The organism is Bordetella genomosp. 12 (assembly GCF_002261355.1).
GTDB lineage: Bacteria > Pseudomonadota > Gammaproteobacteria > Burkholderiales > Burkholderiaceae_B > Bordetella.
Window position 1 is genome coordinate 417072 of record NZ_NEVU01000003.1, and the last position, 17197, is coordinate 434268.

The window sequence follows — 17197 nt, forward strand, 5'->3', positions numbered from 1 at the left end:
GTTGCGCTCAGAGGTAGCGCACGCCGATGACTTCGTACTCGCGCACACCCGAGGGGGCTTTGACTGCCACGACGTCGCCTTCGGAGCGGCCGATCAAGGCGCGCGCCACGGGGCTGGAGACCGAAATCAGGTTGGACTTGATATCAGCTTCCACGTCGCCGACGATCTGATAGGTCAGGCGGTCACCCGAATCCAGATCTTCGATTTCAACGGTTGCGCCAAATACGGCGCGGCCTTCCGCATCGAGTGCGGTCGGATCAATCAGGTGAGCGTTGGACAGCGTCCCCTCGAGTTCAGCAATGCGTCCCTCGATGAAACCCTGGCGCTCGCGGGCGGCGTCGTATTCGGCGTTTTCCGACAGATCACCCTGAGCGCGGGCTTCGGCGATCGCATTGATCACCGAGGGGCGCTCGATAGTTTTCAGCCGGTGCAGCTCTTGTTGCAAGCGCTCGGCCCCGCGCACTGTCAAAGGAATGGCAGACATGTCGTTATCCCAGCAAAAGTAGAAAACGCCCCCCAAAGAGGCGTTTCGGTGAAGGCCCAAGCCAAGCTGCCGAAAGACAGTACGCGGTCGCTGCCCTGGCGGGGTCGCCCCGGGGCAGTTTGGCGTATGGTCTTCCAGAGTATTGGCGGCCAGCCAAATACGGCCTGGCCGCGGCACGCCCCAGACGGTAAGCGTGGCTTAAACCCAAAACAAAACCCCGGCTCGGGTCGGAACCGGGGCAGTCAATGCGCCATTGTGGTCAAACTCCAGGGGAAAAGCAAGTCCCTTGGATGCGGCAAATATTTATCGACTGTTGGGCGCCATTTGGACACCATTTTCCGCAAAAAAAGCGATGTTATCGACATCGGTGCCCGCTTGCGAAAAAGCCGTATCGGGCGCGGCCAGGCCGGCGCGGTGCTGAGCCAGGCGCTGACAAAGGTCCACCACCCACCGCCGCACCCATTCGCGGTCATCCTCGGCCAGCAAGGCCAGACGCGCCGCGATATCGCTGAGCTGGTCGCTGGGCCGGGCCGGACCGCCCGCCAGGACCGCGTCCAGGGGCACGCCGAGCACCTCGGTCAGATCCAGCAGGCGGTTCAAGGGCGGCAAGGTGGCGCCGCGCTCGAAACGGGAGATGGTTTCCTGCTCCACGCCGAGACGCTCGGCCACCTGCTCCTGCGTCAAGCCGCGCAGGCGCCGGTGATCGGCGAGCGCGCGCCCCAATCGTTTGCCAAACTCTTCATGGCTGTTCATGGCGGCATTGCACCTCGTTGGGTGATCCCACGATAAGGGCGGCGCGTGGGCGCCAGTTGCCTCAAAGCCGAGGCCTTCCGTTTTAGTAACAAAAAGCCCGGCACAGTTCCAGACCGTGGCTGCGGCATTCGCAGATTTGCCATCGCGGACCCGTCCTGGACCGGCCCGCGACGCTCAAGCCCGCCGCGCCCGGTCCAACAGGGCGTACAGAATGATGGCGCCGAAGGTTGCCGTGCCGATTCCACCCAGGGTGAAGTTGCCCAGCTTGACCGTGAAATCGCCCGCGCCCAGAACCAGCGTCACGGCGGCGACGATCAGATTGCGGTTGTCGCTGAAATCAACCTGGTTCACGACCCAGATGCGCGCCCCGGCGATGGCGATCAAACCAAACACGACCACCGACATCCCGCCCAGAACCGGCCCCGGAATAGTCTGGATCAGCGCGCCGAATTTGGGCGAGAAGCCCAGCACGATGGCGATGACGGCCGCCAGCACGAAAACCAGCGTGGAATAGATACGCGTGACGGCCATGACGCCGATGTTCTCGGCATAGGTGGTCACCCCCGTGCCGCCCACGGCGCCAGACACCATGGTCGCGACGCCGTCGCCCACGAACGCCCGGCCGAGATAGCGGTCCATGTCGCGCCCGGTCATGGCGCTGACCGCTTTGAGGTGGCCCAGGTTCTCGGCCACCAGAATGATGGCCACCGGCACGATCAGGCCCATGGCCTCGGCCTTGAACACGGGCGCCGCGAAATGCGGCAGGCCCAACCAGGCTGCGGCTGCCACGCCGGAGAAATCAATGGCTTTGCCCAGGCCCAGGCCGTTGGCCAGCACGGCGTAGATCAGGCAGGACAGAATGAGGCCGACCAGGATGAGCAGCCGCTGCACCATGCCGCGCGTGAAGACGGCAATACCGCCCACGCACACGATGGTGATGATGGACATGGCCGTGTCGAAGCCCGAGTTGCCCATGGCGCCTTTGGCGGCGATGGGCGCGAGGTTCAGGCCGATGACCGCGACCACCGCGCCGGTGACCACCGGCGGCATCAGGGCCTCGACCCAACTGGCGCCCGCGCCGCCGCGCGCATTGGCCACCCAGACGATCAGGCCGATCAGGGTATAGGCCAGACCGCAGGCGATGATGGCGCCCAGCGCGACGCCGATATTGGGATTGGGCCCGCCACCGGCATAACCCGTGACCGCGATGACGCCGCCGATGAAGGCGAAGCTTGAACCGAGATAACTCGGCACCCGCCCACCGACGAACAGAAAGAAAATCAGCGTGCCGATGCCCGACATCAGAATGGCCACGTTGGGATCGAAACCCATCAGCAGCGGCGCGAGCACCGTCGAGCCGAACATGGCCACCACGTGCTGCGCGCCCATGGCGATGTTCTTGGGCCAGGAGAGCCGTTCGTCGGGCGCGATCAGCGCGCCGGGCACGGTGTCATCGGCCAGCCGCCAACGCGGAAAATAGGAGTCGGACATGGTAATTGAGAGGTCGTCAAAGGATTCCGGGGCGAAGTGTAAGGGCAGCGTCAGGCAGTGGGCAACAAGGTTTAAGTTTCCGGCCTCGCTGCCGTATTAGGAGTAACCCTCACCCCTGCCCTCAAGGACACACGTCATGGCCATTTCCTCGATTGGCTCCAGCGTCTACACCGGGCTGTCGCGCAGCACCGGCGCCAGTTCCAGCACCAGCGACAGCTCGCTGCAAAAGACGCTGCGCGAGCTGCAACAGCAACTGCGTCAACTGCAACAGCAGATGGACCGCGTGCGCAACAGCAACGCCACGGCCGAACAGAAAGCGCAGCAACTGCAGGCGCTGAATACCCAGGCCGCCACGCTGCAGACCCAGATCCAGAAGGTTTTGCAGCAACAGCTGCAGCAGTTGCAGACCTGACCCCCTGGCCGCGCTGATCGGGGGCATCAAAATTTCTGATTGGACGCCCCCGGGGGGCGGGGCTATGGTCTGTTACGCCTACAAAAACACCGAGGAGACAGACCATGAACGCCGTGCGCACCGCACTGGCGGCCGCCCTGCTGGCCGCCACGACCCCCGCCCTTGCTGGCACCGTGACCGTGATCACGTCCTTTCCCAAGGATCTGACCCAGGTTTACAAGGCGGCCTTCGAGAAGGCCAACCCCGGGATCACCGTCGAGATTCTGAACAAAAATACCGTCTCGGGCATTGCTTTCGTGCGCGAGACGCCGGCCGGCCAGCGCCCCGAGATCTTCTGGGCCAGCGCACCGGACGCCTTTGAAGTGCTGGCGCGCGACAAGCTGCTGGCCAAGGCTCCCGATGTGCTGAACAAAGCGGTTCCGGACAAGATCGGCAGCTATCCGATCAACGACCCCTCCGGCCTCTACATGGGCCAGGCCCTGGCCGGTTACGGCATCATGTACAACACCCGCTACATCAAGGCCAACAAGCTGCCCGCGCCGGTGGAGTGGAAGGATCTGCTGGCTCCGCAATGGTTCGGCCATGTGGGCATCACGGCGCCCTCGCGCTCGGGCACCATGCACCTGACCGTCGAGACGATTCTGCAGGGCGAGGGCTGGGACCAGGGCTGGCAGACGATTCTGCGCATGTCCGGCAACAGCAGCGCGGTTACCGAGCGCTCGTTCGGCGTGCCCGATGGCGTGAACAATGGCCAGTTCGGCGCGGGCCCGGTCATCGATTTCTTCGGCCTGTCCAGCAAGTACTCCAATTTCCCGGTGGAATTCGTCTATCCGAGCGAAACCTCCATCGTGCCGGCCAATATCGCCCTGATCGACGGGGCCAAGAATACCGAGGAAGGCAAGAAGTTCATCGCCTTCACCTTGAGCCAGGCGGGCCAGGAGCTGTTGCTCGAGCCCAAGATCTCGCGCTTGCCCGTGCTGCCGTACGCGGACATGAAGGGCAAGATCCCTCCCGGCTATCCCGACCCGGCCGAGATCGCGCGGCGCAGCAAGGTGCACTTCGACGCCGACCTGTCGCAGACGCGCTATTACGTGGTGCAAAGCCTGTACGACCAGACGATCACCTTCCGCCTGAAAGAACTGCAGGCAGCGACCAAGGCCATCTACGAGGCCGAAGCCAAGCTCGGCAAACGCGCCGGCGAAGGCAAGGCCGCCGACTTGCTGGCCCAGGCGCGCAAGCTGACCTGGTCGCCGGTCGTCGATGGCAAGCAAGTCGCCGATCCGGAGTTCCTCAAGCTGTTTGCCGGCAACAAGAAGGACGCCGCGGTCAATCAGAAGCTCACGCAGCTCGAGGGCGAATGGAACAGCAAGGCCCGCGCCAACTATGAACAAGCGGTGAAGCTGGCTCGCGAAGCCGCCGCGCTGTAACCGCCCGCAGGGGCATGCGCCGGCTCGCCTGAGCCGGCGCCCTCTTCTCTTTGCGCAGGAACCCTCATGATGCTCACGGGTCGATCCCGCCTGCCCGCCGGGCCGCTCTTGGCCGCCTTGCTGGTGCTGACCTTTCTGGTGCTTTTCCTGGTCTTTCCGGTCGGCACGGTCTTCTACACCGCCTTCGTCAACGCGGACGGAAGTTTCACGCTTGGCCATTTCGGCGCCTTTTTCGGCCAGCCGCTGATGCAGGAGGCTTTCTTCAACAGCCTGTATGTCGCGGGCTGGTCTGCCTTGCTGGCCTCGGTCATCGCCGTGCCGCTGGCTTACTTCACCGTACGCTTTGACTTTCGCGGCGCGCTGCTGATCCAGACGCTGGGCGTGCTGCCGCTGATCATGCCGCCGTTCGTCGGCGCGGTCGCCATGCAGTTGCTGTTTGGCCGTTCCGGTTCGGTCAATTTGCTGCTCGATGACTGGTTTGGCGTGACCATCCCCTTCATGGAGGGACTCAACGGCGTGATCTTCGTCGAGTCCATCCACTACTTCCCCTTCATCCTGATGAACCTCGTCGTGGCCTTGCGCAACATCGACGGTTCAATGGAAGAAGCGGCTTTCAATCTGGGATCGCGCGGCTTCCGGCTGTTTCGCCGGGTGATTTTCCCGCTGGCGCTGCCAGGCTATGTGGCCGGCACCTCGCTGGTGTTCGTCAAAGTCTTCGACGATCTGGGCACCCCGCTGGTCCTGGGCATCACCAATATGCTCGCGCCGCAAGCCTATCTGCGCATCACCCAGGTCGGTCTGGAAGATCCGCTGGGCTATGTGATCAGCGTGATCATGATCGGATTCTCCATCCTGGCGCTCTGGCTCTCGGCCCGCATGCTGGGCGGCAAGGACTACTCCACCCTGCAAAAAGGCGGCAGCTCCATACAGAAACGCAAGCTGCGCCCGGGCGAGTCAGTCCTGGCCTATGGCTGGATCATCCTGGTGCTGGCCCTGGTGCTCTCGCCGCATCTGGGCGTGCTGCTGCTGTCGCTGGCCAGCGTATGGAGCTATGCCCCGCTGCCCGACGGCTACACCCTGGCGCACTATGCCGCGGTGTTCTCGGAGTCGCAGGGCATGATCGCCAACACGCTGCTGTATTGCGGACTGGCCGCGGGCGTGGATGTTCTGCTGGGCACGGCCATCGCCTACCTGATGCTGCGCACCCGCCTGCCGGCCCGGCAATGGCTGGACTTCCTGGCGTCGGCGGCGCTGGCCATCCCGGGCATCGTGCTGGCCATCGGGTATCTGCGCACCTTCCGGGGCGTCGAGATCGGCGGCGTGCTGCTGACCTCTTCTTGGGTGCTCATCATGATTGCCTACTCGGTGCGGCGGCTGCCCTACGCGCTGCGCGCCTGCGTGGCGTCGCTACAGCAGATCAATATCTCGCTGGAGGAAGCCGCCGAGTCGCTGGGCGCGAGCCGGCTGCGCACGCTGCGCCGCATTGTCGTGCCCTTGATGGCCGGCGGCATGCTGGCCGGCTTCGTGACCAGCTTCGTGACCGCCGCCGTCGAACTGTCGGCCACCATCATGCTGGTGACGCGCGACAGCCAGGCTCCCATGAGCTACGGTATCTATCTCTATATGCAAAGCGCGGCCGGACGCGGTCCGGGCGCCGCGCTGGGCGTGCTGGCCGTCGTTGCGGTGGGCATAGGCACTTACGTTTCTCATTTGCTGGTCGAGCGGGCATCGGCCCGCCAGCGTCCGGCGCAGGAATGAACCATGAAGAAAATCAGCGTCGAGTGCCGCAACATCCGGCTCTCCTATGGCAAGAACGAGGTCCTGAAGGACATCAACATCAATATCGAACCCGGGGAGTTCTTTGCCCTGCTGGGCCCCTCGGGTTCGGGCAAGTCCACCCTGCTGCGGCTGATCGCCGGCTTCAATCAGCATAGCCACGGCCAGTTGCTCATCGACGGCAAGGACATCAGCGGCACCCCGCCCTGGAAGCGCAATATCGGCATGGTGTTCCAGAACTATGCGCTCTGGCCGCACATGACGGTCTGGGACAACGTGGCCTTCGGTCTGGTCGAGCGCAAACTGCCGCGCGCCGAGATCCAGGCGCGTGTGCAGGACGCCCTGGAGCTCGTGGGGCTGGCACAGTTTGCCAAGCGCCGCCCCAACCAGCTCTCCGGCGGGCAGCAGCAGCGCGTGGCACTGGCCCGCACCATCGTCATCGAGCCGCAGGTGCTGTTGCTCGACGAGCCGCTGTCGAACCTGGACAAAAAACTGCGCGTGCAGATGCGTCAGGATCTCCTGGCGCTGCAGCGCCGTTTGGGCATCACCACCATTTTCGTGACCCACGACCAGGAAGAAGCCATGACCACGGCCGACCGCATGGCCGTGCTCGAGCGCGGCGTGGTGCAGCAGATCGGCACCCCCACCACCTTGTTCGACTACCCGGTCAACCGTTTCGTGGCCGATTTCGTGGGCACGATGAATGTGCTCGAGGGCCAGGTGCGCGAGCGCCGCAGCGACAGCGTGTTGCTGGCCGTCGAAGGCGTGGGCGAGCTGCAACTGCCGGTGACGGGCGACATCCCCGAGTCGGCCAGGCTGGCGGCCAGCTTTCGGCCGCATACCGTGCAGATCGAGATGGCCGATGGCACGGGTGACGCGCGATATGTCTGGCTGCCAGCGGTGGTCGAAGCGAGCGAATTCCTGGGAGAATTCACCCGCTATCAACTTTCGGTGGGCGAGCAGCGCCTGACCGCGGATCAGACACATATGGCCGGCCTTTCTCCCTTTCCCATCGGCGCGCCCGTTTCGGTCGGCCTGGAGCCCACGCAGATCCGACTGCTGGCCGCCTGATACGGCCGGTCGATGGAAATCTACCAGCTCCGCGCTTTCGTCACGGTGGCCCGCTTGGGCCACCTGACGCGGGCGGCCGAAGCCCTGTCGCTGACGCAGCCGGCCGTCAGCGCCCAGATCAAGGCCCTGGAACAGAGCCTGGGCGTGGCCCTGTTCGAACGCAGCGCGGGCCGGATGGTATTGGCCCGTTCCGGCGAAGTCCTGCTGCCCACGGCCGAGGCGCTGCTCGTGCTGGGGGCGCAACTGAAGTCCGAAGCCCAGCAATTGCAAGGCGCGCTACAAGGCGCGCTGGACCTCGGCCTGCCCAGCGAGCGCCCGGAATTTCTGCGCCTGGGCGATCTGGCCTCGACCCTCATGCAAAGCCTGCCCATGGTCGAACTCAAGACGCATGTCCTGACGGCCGACGCGCTATTGGAGCAGGTCCAGGGCGGCCGCCTGGCCGCGGCCCTGCTCATCGTGGCCTACCCGCCTCGCGCGGTGCAGTGGCGGGCGTTGCGCAGCGTGCGCTACCGCATCGCCGTGCCCAAACCGCTGCGCGATACGCTGACCCGGGCCGGCTGGCGCGATATCGCCCAACTGCCCTGGCTGGACGGGCCGGCCGGCAGCCACACCCATCTCTTGCTGCGCGATATGTTCGAGCGTCATGGCCTGGCCCCGCGCGTGGTCATGCAGAACGACGATCAGGCCAATCTGGATGCCATGGTGCGCGCCGGGGCGGGCTGCGCGCTGCTGCGCGAAGAAACCGCGCTGGCCGGCGCGGCGGCCGGCGACTTCATCGTTTGGGGCCAGGCCCGCGCCGATGCGATGCTGGGCTTTATTCAATCCCCCGAGCGCGCTGGCGAAGCCTTGCTGGTCGCGCTAAGCTCGCTGGTGCAAAAAATCTGGAAACCTGGCGCCATCGCCACCGCGACACATGACTGAGATCTGGTTCATCCGACACGGCGAAACCGACTGGAATCGCCAACGCCGCCTGCAAGGCTGGCAAGACACCCCCTTGAACGCCAGCGGCCAGGCGCAAGCCCGCGCCCTGGCCGAACGCCTCGCCGGCGAGGCGCTGACCTTCGATGCGCTCTACAGCAGCGATCTGCAACGCGCCATGGCCACGGCCGAACCCGTCAGCCAGGCCCTGGGCCTGCGCGTGCGGCCCGAGCCGGGCATCCGCGAGCGCGGTTTCGGCGTGCTCGAAGGCCTGGACTTGGACCGCATCGAAGAACTCGTGCCGGAGGCGGCAGCGGCCTGGAAAAGCCGCGACCCCGAGCGCATCGTCGAGGGCGGAGAAACGCTTGGGCAATTCAACGCACGCGTCGTGGCGGCGGTCGAAGATATCGCCCAACGTCACGAAGGCCAACGCCTGCTCGCCTTCACCCACGGCGGCGTGCTGGACATCCTCTGGCGCCGGGCCAGCGGGGTGGCCTTGAATGCCCCCCGGCAGGCCACGCTGTTCAACGTCAGCATCAACCGCATCGGTGTGCAGGGCCGCCAATGGCAGCTTCTGGATTGGGGCGACATCAAACACGTGGCCGACGAGGTCGGCAACGACGTGCAGCCCTGAGTGCCTCAGCGTCCCGCGCGCGGTTTGCGCGGCGCATTGCGCGCCAGCATGTCGTAGAGCGCATTGGGCAGCAGCCGCATCAAGCGGCTGACCACCCCCATTTGCCACGGAATGACGCGATAGGAAGCGCCCGCCTCTATCGTGCGCAACGCCCGGCGGGCAAAACGCGCCGCCGGCATCAGAAACGGCATGCGATAGGGATTGTGGCGGGTCATGGGCGTATCGATATAGCCGGGCGCAATCGTCACCACTTTGATCCCGGCCGCGGCAAGCTCCAGGCGCAGGCTTTCGCAATACGTGATCACGGCCGATTTGGACGCGCTGTAGGCGCCCGCCCCGGGTAAGCCACGAATACCCGCCACGCTGGCCACGCCCACGAGCCGGCCCCCACCCTGCGCCTTCATGGCCTCGATAAAGGGCTCGAAGGTGGCGACGGTGGCCAGCACATTGGTATCGAAAATCGCTTTGAAGACGTCGAAATCCTCGGCCGCCTCGGTCAAGGTGCCGGCGCTGATGCCCGCGCTGGCAATCACGACATCGATGCCCCCGCCGCAATGCGCGAGAAAATCGCGGGCGGCCGCGTGCAAGGCGGCACGGTCGCGGACATCGAGCGCGTAGACGTAATGCTCGCCAGGCAGGCGCGCAGCCAGCGCGTCGAGCGCCGGCTTGCGCCGCCCCACCAACCCCAGACGCGCGCCGCGCCGGGCATATTCCTCGGCCAGCGCCAGGCCCAAACCGGAGCTCGCGCCGGTGATAAAGACATGCATCGCAGACTCCACACATGACAACGCCCGCGGCAAAGCGGGCGTTGGGTTCAGCCGCCGGGTCGGCCCATCAGAAAAAGATGAGAGCGAAGATACCCAGAACCAGCAACCATTTCAAGATGTAGTAAAGCGTTTTGTTCTTTTTCTTGATGCTTTTGCCAAACCGGCGCACCGCATATACCGCACCGAAAATGCGGTTAATACCCCCGGTGCGATCACCCGCCTGATTGGGCGAGGTCGCGGCGCGCAGCAAAATAGTGCCGAAGAAATCATTGACCGCCTGCGCCCAGCGGTATTTCATCGGGCGCTCGAGATCACAGAACAAAATAATGCGGTTCTGATCGGTTTTATTTTCGGCGTAATGGATGAAGGTTTCGTCAAACACCACGGCCTCGCCGTCGCGCCAGTAATAATCCTGGCCGTCGACGTTGATATAACAGTCAGGACTGTTCGGCGTCATCAGACCCATGTGAAAACGCAGCGAACCGGCATAGGGGTCACGGTGCCGCGGCAGGCGGCTGCCCGGCGGCAGCGCCGTGAACATGGCGGCCTTCATGCCCGGAATATTGCTGACCAGCTCCGTCGTCAACGGGCACAAGGCCCGCGCAGACGGATGATCGGTGTCATACCACTTGAGATAAAAGCGCTTCCAGCCGCTCTTGAAGAAAGAGTTGAAGCCGGCATCGTTGTACTTGTCGGAAGCCTTGATATGGCCCTCGCCAAACAATTGCTCGGCCTCGGCGCGGATATCCTCCCAGCGGTCCAACAGCACCTTGACCTGCGGGAAATACTTCAGGTCGAGGTAGGGCTGATTGGGCACGCCGGAGAAGGCGTACATGAAGACATTGATGGGTGCCGTGAAGGTGGAGTGATCCAGGGCCTGGCGCGAAAACCGGTGCCTGACACGGCCACGATAATGCACCACCACGGCGGTGACGATGAACAAGGCGAGTATGAACCATTTCATGCCTGACTCTCCCCGGGCCCGGAATCATGGTCCGGGCCCTCTGGATACTGCCCCGTCAGGGGCTTACGACTGCAGCGATGCGTGCAGGTCCTGCAACGGGTAAACCTGGAAGCCCAGGCCTTCGCGCAGGAACTGCATGCCTTCCACCGCCGCGCGGGCACCCGCGATGGTCGTGTAGAAGGTAATACGATTGGCCAAAGCCTGCGTCCGGATGGTGCGCGAGTCGGCAATCGCGTTGCGGCGCTCTTCAACGGTGTTGATCACCAGCGAAACTTCGCCGTTCTTGACCATGTCCACGATGTGCGGACGGCCTTCGGTGACCTTGTTGACCACCTGAACGGGAATGCCCGCTGCCTGGATCTCGGCGGCGGTGCCACGCGTGGCAACCAGCTTGAAACCCAGGTTGTGCAGGCCGCGCGCCACTTCCACGGCACGCGGCTTGTCCTGGTTTTTCACGCTGATGAAGACCGTGCCCGATTCGGGCAGGCGCACGCCGGCGGCCAACTGCGACTTCACGAAGGCCTCGCCGAAGCTGCGGCCCACGCCCATGACCTCGCCGGTGGACTTCATTTCCGGTCCGAGGATGGTGTCCACGCCCGGGAACTTCACGAAGGGGAAGACCGCTTCCTTGACGCAGAAGTAGGCCGGCACGACTTCTTCGGTCACGCCTTGCTGCGCCAGCGTGCGGCCAGCCATGGCGCGCGCGGCGATCTTGGCCAGCTGCAGGCCAGTGGCCTTGGACACGTAAGGCACCGTGCGCGAGGCGCGCGGATTGACTTCGAGCACGTAGACGTCGCCATCCTGCACAGCGAACTGTACGTTCATCAGGCCGCTGACATTCAGCGCGCGGGCCATGGTCGTGGTCTGGCGCTTGATCTCGGCCACGATGTCGGCCGACAAGGAGTAAGGCGGCAAGCTGCACGCGGAGTCGCCCGAGTGCACGCCCGCCTGCTCGATGTGTTCCATCACACCGCCGATGAACACGGTCTCGCCGTCGGCCAGGCAGTCGACGTCGACTTCGGTGGCGTTGTTCAGGAAGTGATCCAGCAGCACGGGCGAGTCATTGCTCACCTTGACGGCTTCGCGCATGTAGCGTTCGAGATCCTGCTGCTCATGGACGATTTCCATGGCGCGGCCGCCCAGCACATAGCTGGGCCGCACGACCAGCGGATAGCCGATCTCGGCGGCATGCGCCAGGGCTTCGGCTTCGGTGCGTGCCGTGCGGTTGGGCGGCTGACGCAGGCCGAGCTTGTTGAGCAGCTTCTGGAAGCGCTCGCGGTCTTCGGCCACGTCGATGGACTCGGGGCTGGTGCCGATGATGGGCACGCCGTTGGCTTCCAGGGCACGCGCCAGCTTGAGCGGCGTCTGGCCGCCGTACTGCACGATCATGCCGATGGGGTTTTCTTTGTGGACGATCTCCAGCACGTCTTCGAGCGTCAGCGGCTCGAAATACAGCCGATCGGAGGTGTCGTAGTCGGTCGAGACGGTTTCCGGGTTGCAGTTGACCATGATGGTCTCGAACCCGTCTTCGCGCAGCGCCAGCGAGGCATGCACGCAGCAATAGTCGAACTCGATACCCTGGCCGATACGGTTCGGCCCGCCGCCCAGGACGATGATCTTCTTGCGGTCGGTGGGCTGCGCCTCGCATTCCTCTTCGTACGTGGAGTACATGTAGGCGGTGCGGGTGGCGAATTCAGCCGCGCAGGTGTCCACGCGCTTGTAGACCGGGCGGACGTTGAGCTGATGACGCAGCTTGCGCACTTCGGATTCGGAGGAATCCAGCAGGAAGGCCAGGCGGCGATCGGAGAAGCCGCGGCGCTTGAGTTCGAACAGCGTGGCGTAATCGAGATCGGACAGCGTCTTTTGCTCGAGCGCCAGTTCGATGTCGACGATTTCCTTGATCTGAGCCAGGAACCACGGGTCGATATGGGTGATGTTGTGCACCTCATCGAGCGTGAAACCCTGGGCGAAGGCATCGCCCACGTACCAGATGCGCTCGGGGCCGGGTTCGCCCAGCTCGACTTGCAGCTTCTCGCGGTCGGTGGTCTTCTGGTTCAGGCCGTCCACGCCGACTTCCAGGCCGCGCAAGGCTTTCTGGAAGGATTCCTGGAAGGTCCGGCCCATGGCCATGACTTCGCCGACCGACTTCATCTGCGTGGTCAGGCGGGCATCGGCCTGCGGGAATTTCTCAAACGCAAAGCGCGGCACCTTGGTGACGACGTAGTCGATGGTCGGCTCGAACGAGGCCGGGGTAGCGCCGCCGGTGATTTCGTTCTTGAGCTCATCCAGCGTGTAACCCACGGCCAGGCGCGCAGCCACCTTGGCGATCGGGAAACCCGTGGCCTTGGAGGCCAGCGCCGAGGAGCGCGAGACGCGCGGGTTCATTTCGATGACGATCATGCGGCCGTTCTTGGGATTGACCGCGAACTGCACGTTCGAGCCACCCGTATCCACGCCGATCTCGCGCAGCACCGCAATGGATGCGTCGCGCATGATCTGGTATTCCTTGTCCGTCAGCGTCTGCGCCGGCGCGACCGTGATGGAGTCGCCGGTGTGCACGCCCATGGGATCGAGGTTTTCGATCGAGCAGACGATGATGCAGTTGTCCGCCTTGTCGCGGACCACTTCCATTTCGAATTCTTTCCAGCCCAGCAGCGATTCTTCGATCAGCAGCTCGCTGGTGGGCGAAGCTTCCAGACCACGGCGGCAGATGGTTTCGAACTCTTCCGCGTTGTAGGCGATGCCGCCGCCGGTGCCGCCCAGCGTGAAGCTGGGGCGGATGACGACCGGGAAGCCGGCCGTGCCGATCTCGGCGGCGATGCGGCGCTGCACGTCCCAGGCTTCGTCCAGGGTGTGGGCCACGCCCGACTTGGCCGAAGCCAGGCCGATGTCCGTCATGGCCTGCTTGAATTTCTGCCGGTCTTCGGCCTTCTCGATGGCGTGTTCGTTGGCGCCGATGAGCTCGACACCATACTTGGCCAGCACGCCGTTATGCGCCAGATCGAGCGCGCAGTTCAGCGCGGTCTGGCCGCCCATGGTGGGCAGGAGCGCGTCGGGACGCTCGCGCTCGATGATTTTTTCAACCGCTTGCCAGGTAATGGGCTCGATATAGGTCACATCGGCCGTTTCCGGGTCGGTCATGATGGTCGCAGGGTTGCTGTTGACCAGGATGGTGCGATAGCCCTCGGTCTTGAGTGCCTTGCAAGCCTGCGCGCCCGAATAGTCGAACTCGCAAGCCTGGCCGATGATGATCGGGCCGGCGCCAATGATGAGGATGCTTTTTATGTCTGTACGCTTAGGCATGGTGGAATCTTTATTTCTGGCCGGCCATCAGGCTGATGAACTTGTCGAACAGCACGATGATGTCGTGCGGGCCCGGGCTGGCTTCGGGGTGGCCCTGGAAGCAGAAAGCCGGGCGATCGGTCAGCTCGAAGCCTTGCAGGGTGCCGTCGAACAGCGAGATGTGCGTGGCGCGCGCATTGGCCGGCAGGCTGGCCGCGTCAACCGCGAAGCCATGGTTCTGGCTGGTGATGAAGACCCGCTGGGATTGCAGATCCTGCACCGGATGGTTGGCGCCATGGTGGCCCGTCTTCATTTTGACGGTCTTGCCGCCCACGGCCAGACCCATGATCTGGTGGCCCAGGCAGATGCCGAACACCGGCAGCTTGCGCTCCAGGAAGACGCGCGTGGCGGCGATGGCGTAATCGCAAGGCCCGGGATCGCCCGGGCCGTTGGCCAGGAACACACCATCGGGGTTGAGCTTGAGGACGTCCTCGGCAGGCGTTTGCGCCGGCACCAGCGTGATGCGGCAGCCGCGGTCGGCGATCAGGCGCAGGATGTTGTGCTTGACGCCAAAGTCGTAAGCCACGACGTGGAAGCGGTCTTGCTCGGGCTGGGTATACCCCTCGCCCAACTCCCAGGTGCCCTGGGTCCAGGAAGTGGTGTCTTTCTGGGAGACCACCTTGGCCAAGTCCTGTCCGGACATGCCGGGAAAGGAACGCGCCAGCTCGACGGCGCGCTCGGCATCCTCGCCCACGAGGATGCAGCCCCCCTGGGCGCCCTTTTCGCGCAGGATGCGGGTCAGCTTGCGGGTATCGATACCCGCAATGGCGACCACGCCTTGCGCCGTCAAGTAGTCGGGCAGGGATTGGGTCGCACGAAAGTTGGACACTCGCGCGGGGCAGTCGCGCACCACGAGACCGGAAGCGTAGACACGATTGGCCTCGACGTCTTCAGCGTTGACGCCGGTATTGCCAATGTGGGGATAGGTCAGGGTCACAATCTGACCGCTGTAGCTCGGATCGGTGAGAATTTCCTGGTAGCCCGTCATGGAGGTGTTGAACACCATCTCGGCTACGGTATGACCCGGCGCGCCTATCGATACGCCCCGAAAAATGGTACCGTCCGCCAAAGCCAGAATTGCAGGAGGGAAACGGTTGATCCCCTCGGGAAAAAGTTGCGGCAGCACAGTGAACCCCGGTTTCAGAATCGATAATCAAACTTTCAGATTATACCTCGAACGGGCAATATCCGGCTCTTTTCGGTGAAAAACCGCGCCAATCAAGGCGGATATCATCAATCCGTCTTTTTCCCCACCCCGCCAGCCAGCCGCAACCGGCGCCGCGCCACGATGCATCCCAAGTCAGCCGCCAGTGCTACCCTAGGGTCAGATATCAACCCTCAACCTGCGATGCCCATGCCCTCTCAGCTTCAAGCCCTGCGCCGCCACACCACTGTTGTCGCCGACACTGGCGATTTCGAGACCATGCGCGCGCTGCGCCCCACCGACGCCACCACTAACCCGTCCCTAATTCTGAAGGCGGTGCAGAAAGACGCCTACCGCCCGCTGCTGGACCAGGCGGCCCGCGATCATCGCGGCGCGCCCGCCAGTGAAATCACCGACCGCCTGCTGGTGGCCTTCGGACGGCAGATCCTGGACATCGTACCGGGCCGGGTATCCACCGAAGTCGACGCCCGCCTGTCCTTCGATACCCGCGCCAGTGTGGAGCGCGCGCGCGGCATCATCGCGCTGTACGAAGCCGCCGGCGTGCCGCGTGAGCGGGTCTTGATCAAGATCGCCTCGACCTGGGAAGGCATACAGGCCGCCCGGCTGCTGCAGGAAGAAGGCATCCACTGCAATCTGACGCTGCTGTTCTCACTGGTGCAGGCTGTCGCCTGCGCCGACGCCGGCGTGCAGCTCATTTCGCCCTTCGTGGGCCGCATCTACGATTGGCACAAGAAAGCCGCCGGCGCGCAGTGGGACGAGACGGCCCGCAGCGGGGCCAACGACCCCGGTGTGCAATCGGTCGCCCGCATCTTCGAGTATTACAAGGCGCACGGCATCGACACGGAAGTCATGGGCGCGAGCTTTCGCAATACGGGGCAGATCCTGGCCCTGGCAGGCTGCGATCTGCTGACCATCAGCCCCGAGCTGCTGGCCCAGCTCGATGCCAGCGAAGGCGAGGTACCGGTCCAGCTCAGCCTGCCGGCAGCGGGCAGCCCGCCGCCGGCGGCCATGGCTTGCGGCGAGATCGCTTTCCGCAGCCTGCTCAATGAAGACGCCATGGCCAGCGAAAAACTCTCCGAAGGCATACGGCTTTTCGTGGCGGATGCGCGCAAGCTGGATCAATTGATCGAGCAGGCCAGCGCCTGAGCGGCGCCACGCGCGCCTGCCTGCCCGCCCCGGCCCGCGAGCCGGGGTTTTTTATAGCTTTTCGGTTTCACCCGAACGCGGCTGCCATTTCATCAGCCGCTTCTCGCCCAGGCCGACGAGGTAATCGAGCACCAGGGCAAAAGCCGTCAACACCACGATGCCGGCAAACACCGTATTCACGTCGAACGTGCCTTCGGCCTGCAGGATGAGATAGCCCACGCCGCTGGCCGAACCCAGGTACTCGCCCACCACCACCCCGACAAAGGCCAGGCCCACCGAGGTGTGCAGGCTGGAGAAAACCCAGCTCGTGGCCGAAGGCAGATAGACGTGGCGCAGCAACTGCCGGCGCCGGGCGCCCAGCATGCGGGCGTTGTCCAGCAAGGTCGGGCTGACCTCACGCACACCCTGGTATACGTTGAAAAAGACGATGAAGAACACCAGCGTCACCGCCAGCGCGACCTTGGACCAGATTCCCAGGCCGAACCACATGCCGAAAATGGGCGCCAGGATGACGCGCGGCATGGAGTTGGCCGCCTTGATATACGGGTCGAGAATGGCGCTGGCCACGGGCGACAGGCCCAGCCACAGGCCGCTGCCCAGGCCGGCCACCGTGCCGATGACGAAGGCCAGCACGGTTTCGGACAGCGTCACCCACAGATGCTTGTAGATATCGGCGTCGGTCACGAACCAGGACCAGATGCGCTCGGCGACCTTCAGGGGTTGGCCGAAAAAGAAAGCCACCTTGCTGTCGAGGGAGGCGAAATGCCAGACGAGCAGAATGACGACCAGCAGCAACAACTGCCAGAAACGCAGGCTCGCCGAGCCGGGTTTGATCAACTTAGCCATG

Annotated in this window: 15 protein-coding genes; 7 read left to right on the forward strand and 8 right to left on the reverse strand. The window is 64.1% G+C overall.

All coding sequences use genetic code 11. The features are described from left to right. Nucleotides 1-7 precede the first annotated feature (7 nt). The 3 genes from greA to CAL22_RS14035 form a co-directional block, all read right to left on the reverse strand. Nucleotides 8-484 carry a transcription elongation factor GreA gene (gene greA / locus CAL22_RS14025; protein ID WP_094814273.1) on the reverse strand — a complete coding sequence of 159 codons (477 nt, stop codon included), beginning with the start codon at nucleotides 482-484 and terminating at the stop codon, nucleotides 8-10. 303 nt (nucleotides 485-787) lie between these two features. Further along, the gene (locus CAL22_RS14030) at nucleotides 788-1237 is read right to left on the reverse strand and encodes a helix-turn-helix domain-containing protein (RefSeq protein WP_094814275.1); all 450 of its coding nucleotides are present in this window, start codon (nucleotides 1235-1237) and stop codon (nucleotides 788-790) included. Nucleotides 1238-1411: 174 nt separating this feature from the next. Further along, the gene (locus tag CAL22_RS14035; RefSeq protein ID WP_094814277.1) at nucleotides 1412-2728 is read right to left on the reverse strand and encodes a solute carrier family 23 protein; all 1317 of its coding nucleotides are present in this window, start codon (nucleotides 2726-2728) and stop codon (nucleotides 1412-1414) included. Nucleotides 2729-2864: 136 nt separating this feature from the next. On the opposite strand from CAL22_RS14035, the gene CAL22_RS14040 reads away from it, so the two are divergent. The 6 genes from CAL22_RS14040 to CAL22_RS14065 all read left to right on the forward strand — a co-directional run bounded on the left by CAL22_RS14040 (nucleotide 2865) and on the right by CAL22_RS14065 (nucleotide 8966). Further along, nucleotides 2865-3140: a FlxA-like family protein gene (locus CAL22_RS14040; protein WP_094814279.1), complete on the forward strand. Its 276-nt coding sequence runs from the start codon at nucleotides 2865-2867 to the stop codon at nucleotides 3138-3140. A gap of 104 nt (nucleotides 3141-3244) precedes the next feature. Beyond that, nucleotides 3245-4567 carry an ABC transporter substrate-binding protein gene (locus CAL22_RS14045; protein ID WP_094814281.1) on the forward strand — a complete coding sequence of 441 codons (1323 nt, stop codon included), beginning with the start codon at nucleotides 3245-3247 and terminating at the stop codon, nucleotides 4565-4567. 66 nt (nucleotides 4568-4633) lie between these two features. Further along, nucleotides 4634-6325: an ABC transporter permease gene (locus tag CAL22_RS14050; protein WP_094814283.1), complete on the forward strand. Its 1692-nt coding sequence runs from the start codon at nucleotides 4634-4636 to the stop codon at nucleotides 6323-6325. 3 nt (nucleotides 6326-6328) lie between these two features. Next, nucleotides 6329-7414, forward strand: coding sequence for an ABC transporter ATP-binding protein (locus CAL22_RS14055; RefSeq protein WP_094814285.1), 1086 nt, complete (start codon nucleotides 6329-6331; stop codon nucleotides 7412-7414). Between the two features lie 12 nt (nucleotides 7415-7426). Beyond that, entirely contained in the window at nucleotides 7427-8335 is a 909-nt protein-coding gene (locus CAL22_RS14060; protein ID WP_094814287.1) for a LysR family transcriptional regulator, read from the forward strand. Next, nucleotides 8328-8966, forward strand: coding sequence for a histidine phosphatase family protein (locus tag CAL22_RS14065; RefSeq protein ID WP_094814289.1), 639 nt, complete (start codon nucleotides 8328-8330; stop codon nucleotides 8964-8966). The genes CAL22_RS14060 and CAL22_RS14065 overlap by 8 nt, the downstream gene beginning before the upstream one ends. A 5-nt stretch (nucleotides 8967-8971) precedes the next feature. On the opposite strand, the gene CAL22_RS14070 is transcribed toward CAL22_RS14065, so the two are convergent. The 4 genes from CAL22_RS14070 to carA all read right to left on the reverse strand — a co-directional run bounded on the left by CAL22_RS14070 (nucleotide 8972) and on the right by carA (nucleotide 15165). Then, on the reverse strand, nucleotides 8972-9733 hold the full coding sequence (locus CAL22_RS14070; protein WP_094814291.1) for an SDR family oxidoreductase: 762 nt from the start codon (nucleotides 9731-9733) through the stop codon (nucleotides 8972-8974). A 67-nt stretch (nucleotides 9734-9800) separates the two neighbouring features. Continuing rightward, nucleotides 9801-10697, reverse strand: a complete 897-nt coding sequence (gene lpxO / locus CAL22_RS14075) for a lipid A hydroxylase LpxO (protein ID WP_094814293.1) — start codon at nucleotides 10695-10697, stop codon at nucleotides 9801-9803. A 63-nt stretch (nucleotides 10698-10760) separates the two neighbouring features. Further along, entirely contained in the window at nucleotides 10761-14000 is a 3240-nt protein-coding gene (carB, locus tag CAL22_RS14080) for a carbamoyl-phosphate synthase large subunit (protein WP_094814295.1), read from the reverse strand. A 10-nt stretch (nucleotides 14001-14010) separates the two neighbouring features. After that, nucleotides 14011-15165 carry a glutamine-hydrolyzing carbamoyl-phosphate synthase small subunit gene (carA, locus tag CAL22_RS14085; RefSeq protein ID WP_167383643.1) on the reverse strand — a complete coding sequence of 385 codons (1155 nt, stop codon included), beginning with the start codon at nucleotides 15163-15165 and terminating at the stop codon, nucleotides 14011-14013. A gap of 228 nt (nucleotides 15166-15393) precedes the next feature. On the opposite strand from carA, the gene tal reads away from it, so the two are divergent. Further along, the gene (gene tal / locus CAL22_RS14090; protein ID WP_094814297.1) at nucleotides 15394-16350 is read left to right on the forward strand and encodes a transaldolase; all 957 of its coding nucleotides are present in this window, start codon (nucleotides 15394-15396) and stop codon (nucleotides 16348-16350) included. A 51-nt stretch (nucleotides 16351-16401) separates the two neighbouring features. On the opposite strand, the gene CAL22_RS14095 is transcribed toward tal, so the two are convergent. Next, nucleotides 16402-17196, reverse strand: a complete 795-nt coding sequence (locus CAL22_RS14095) for an ABC transporter permease (RefSeq protein ID WP_094814299.1) — start codon at nucleotides 17194-17196, stop codon at nucleotides 16402-16404. Between the last annotated feature and the right edge of the window lies 1 nt (nucleotide 17197).

What these genes read in the sequence shown, in the direction of transcription:
- greA (WP_094814273.1), bottom strand. Translation starts at nt 484, where the DNA reads ATGTCTGCCATTCCTTTGACAGTGCGCGGGGCCGAGCGCTTGCAACAA.
- CAL22_RS14030 (WP_094814275.1), bottom strand. Translation starts at nt 1,237, where the DNA reads ATGAACAGCCATGAAGAGTTTGGCAAACGATTGGGGCGCGCGCTCGCC.
- CAL22_RS14035 (WP_094814277.1), bottom strand. Translation starts at nt 2,728, where the DNA reads ATGTCCGACTCCTATTTTCCGCGTTGGCGGCTGGCCGATGACACCGTG.
- CAL22_RS14040 (WP_094814279.1), top strand. Translation starts at nt 2,865, where the DNA reads ATGGCCATTTCCTCGATTGGCTCCAGCGTCTACACCGGGCTGTCGCGC.
- CAL22_RS14045 (WP_094814281.1), top strand. Translation starts at nt 3,245, where the DNA reads ATGAACGCCGTGCGCACCGCACTGGCGGCCGCCCTGCTGGCCGCCACG.
- CAL22_RS14050 (WP_094814283.1), top strand. Translation starts at nt 4,634, where the DNA reads ATGATGCTCACGGGTCGATCCCGCCTGCCCGCCGGGCCGCTCTTGGCC.
- CAL22_RS14055 (WP_094814285.1), top strand. Translation starts at nt 6,329, where the DNA reads ATGAAGAAAATCAGCGTCGAGTGCCGCAACATCCGGCTCTCCTATGGC.
- CAL22_RS14060 (WP_094814287.1), top strand. Translation starts at nt 7,427, where the DNA reads ATGGAAATCTACCAGCTCCGCGCTTTCGTCACGGTGGCCCGCTTGGGC.
- CAL22_RS14065 (WP_094814289.1), top strand. Translation starts at nt 8,328, where the DNA reads ATGACTGAGATCTGGTTCATCCGACACGGCGAAACCGACTGGAATCGC.
- CAL22_RS14070 (WP_094814291.1), bottom strand. Translation starts at nt 9,733, where the DNA reads ATGCATGTCTTTATCACCGGCGCGAGCTCCGGTTTGGGCCTGGCGCTG.
- lpxO (WP_094814293.1), bottom strand. Translation starts at nt 10,697, where the DNA reads ATGAAATGGTTCATACTCGCCTTGTTCATCGTCACCGCCGTGGTGGTG.
- carB (WP_094814295.1), bottom strand. Translation starts at nt 14,000, where the DNA reads ATGCCTAAGCGTACAGACATAAAAAGCATCCTCATCATTGGCGCCGGC.
- tal (WP_094814297.1), top strand. Translation starts at nt 15,394, where the DNA reads ATGCCCTCTCAGCTTCAAGCCCTGCGCCGCCACACCACTGTTGTCGCC.
- CAL22_RS14095 (WP_094814299.1), bottom strand. Translation starts at nt 17,196, where the DNA reads ATGGCTAAGTTGATCAAACCCGGCTCGGCGAGCCTGCGTTTCTGGCAG.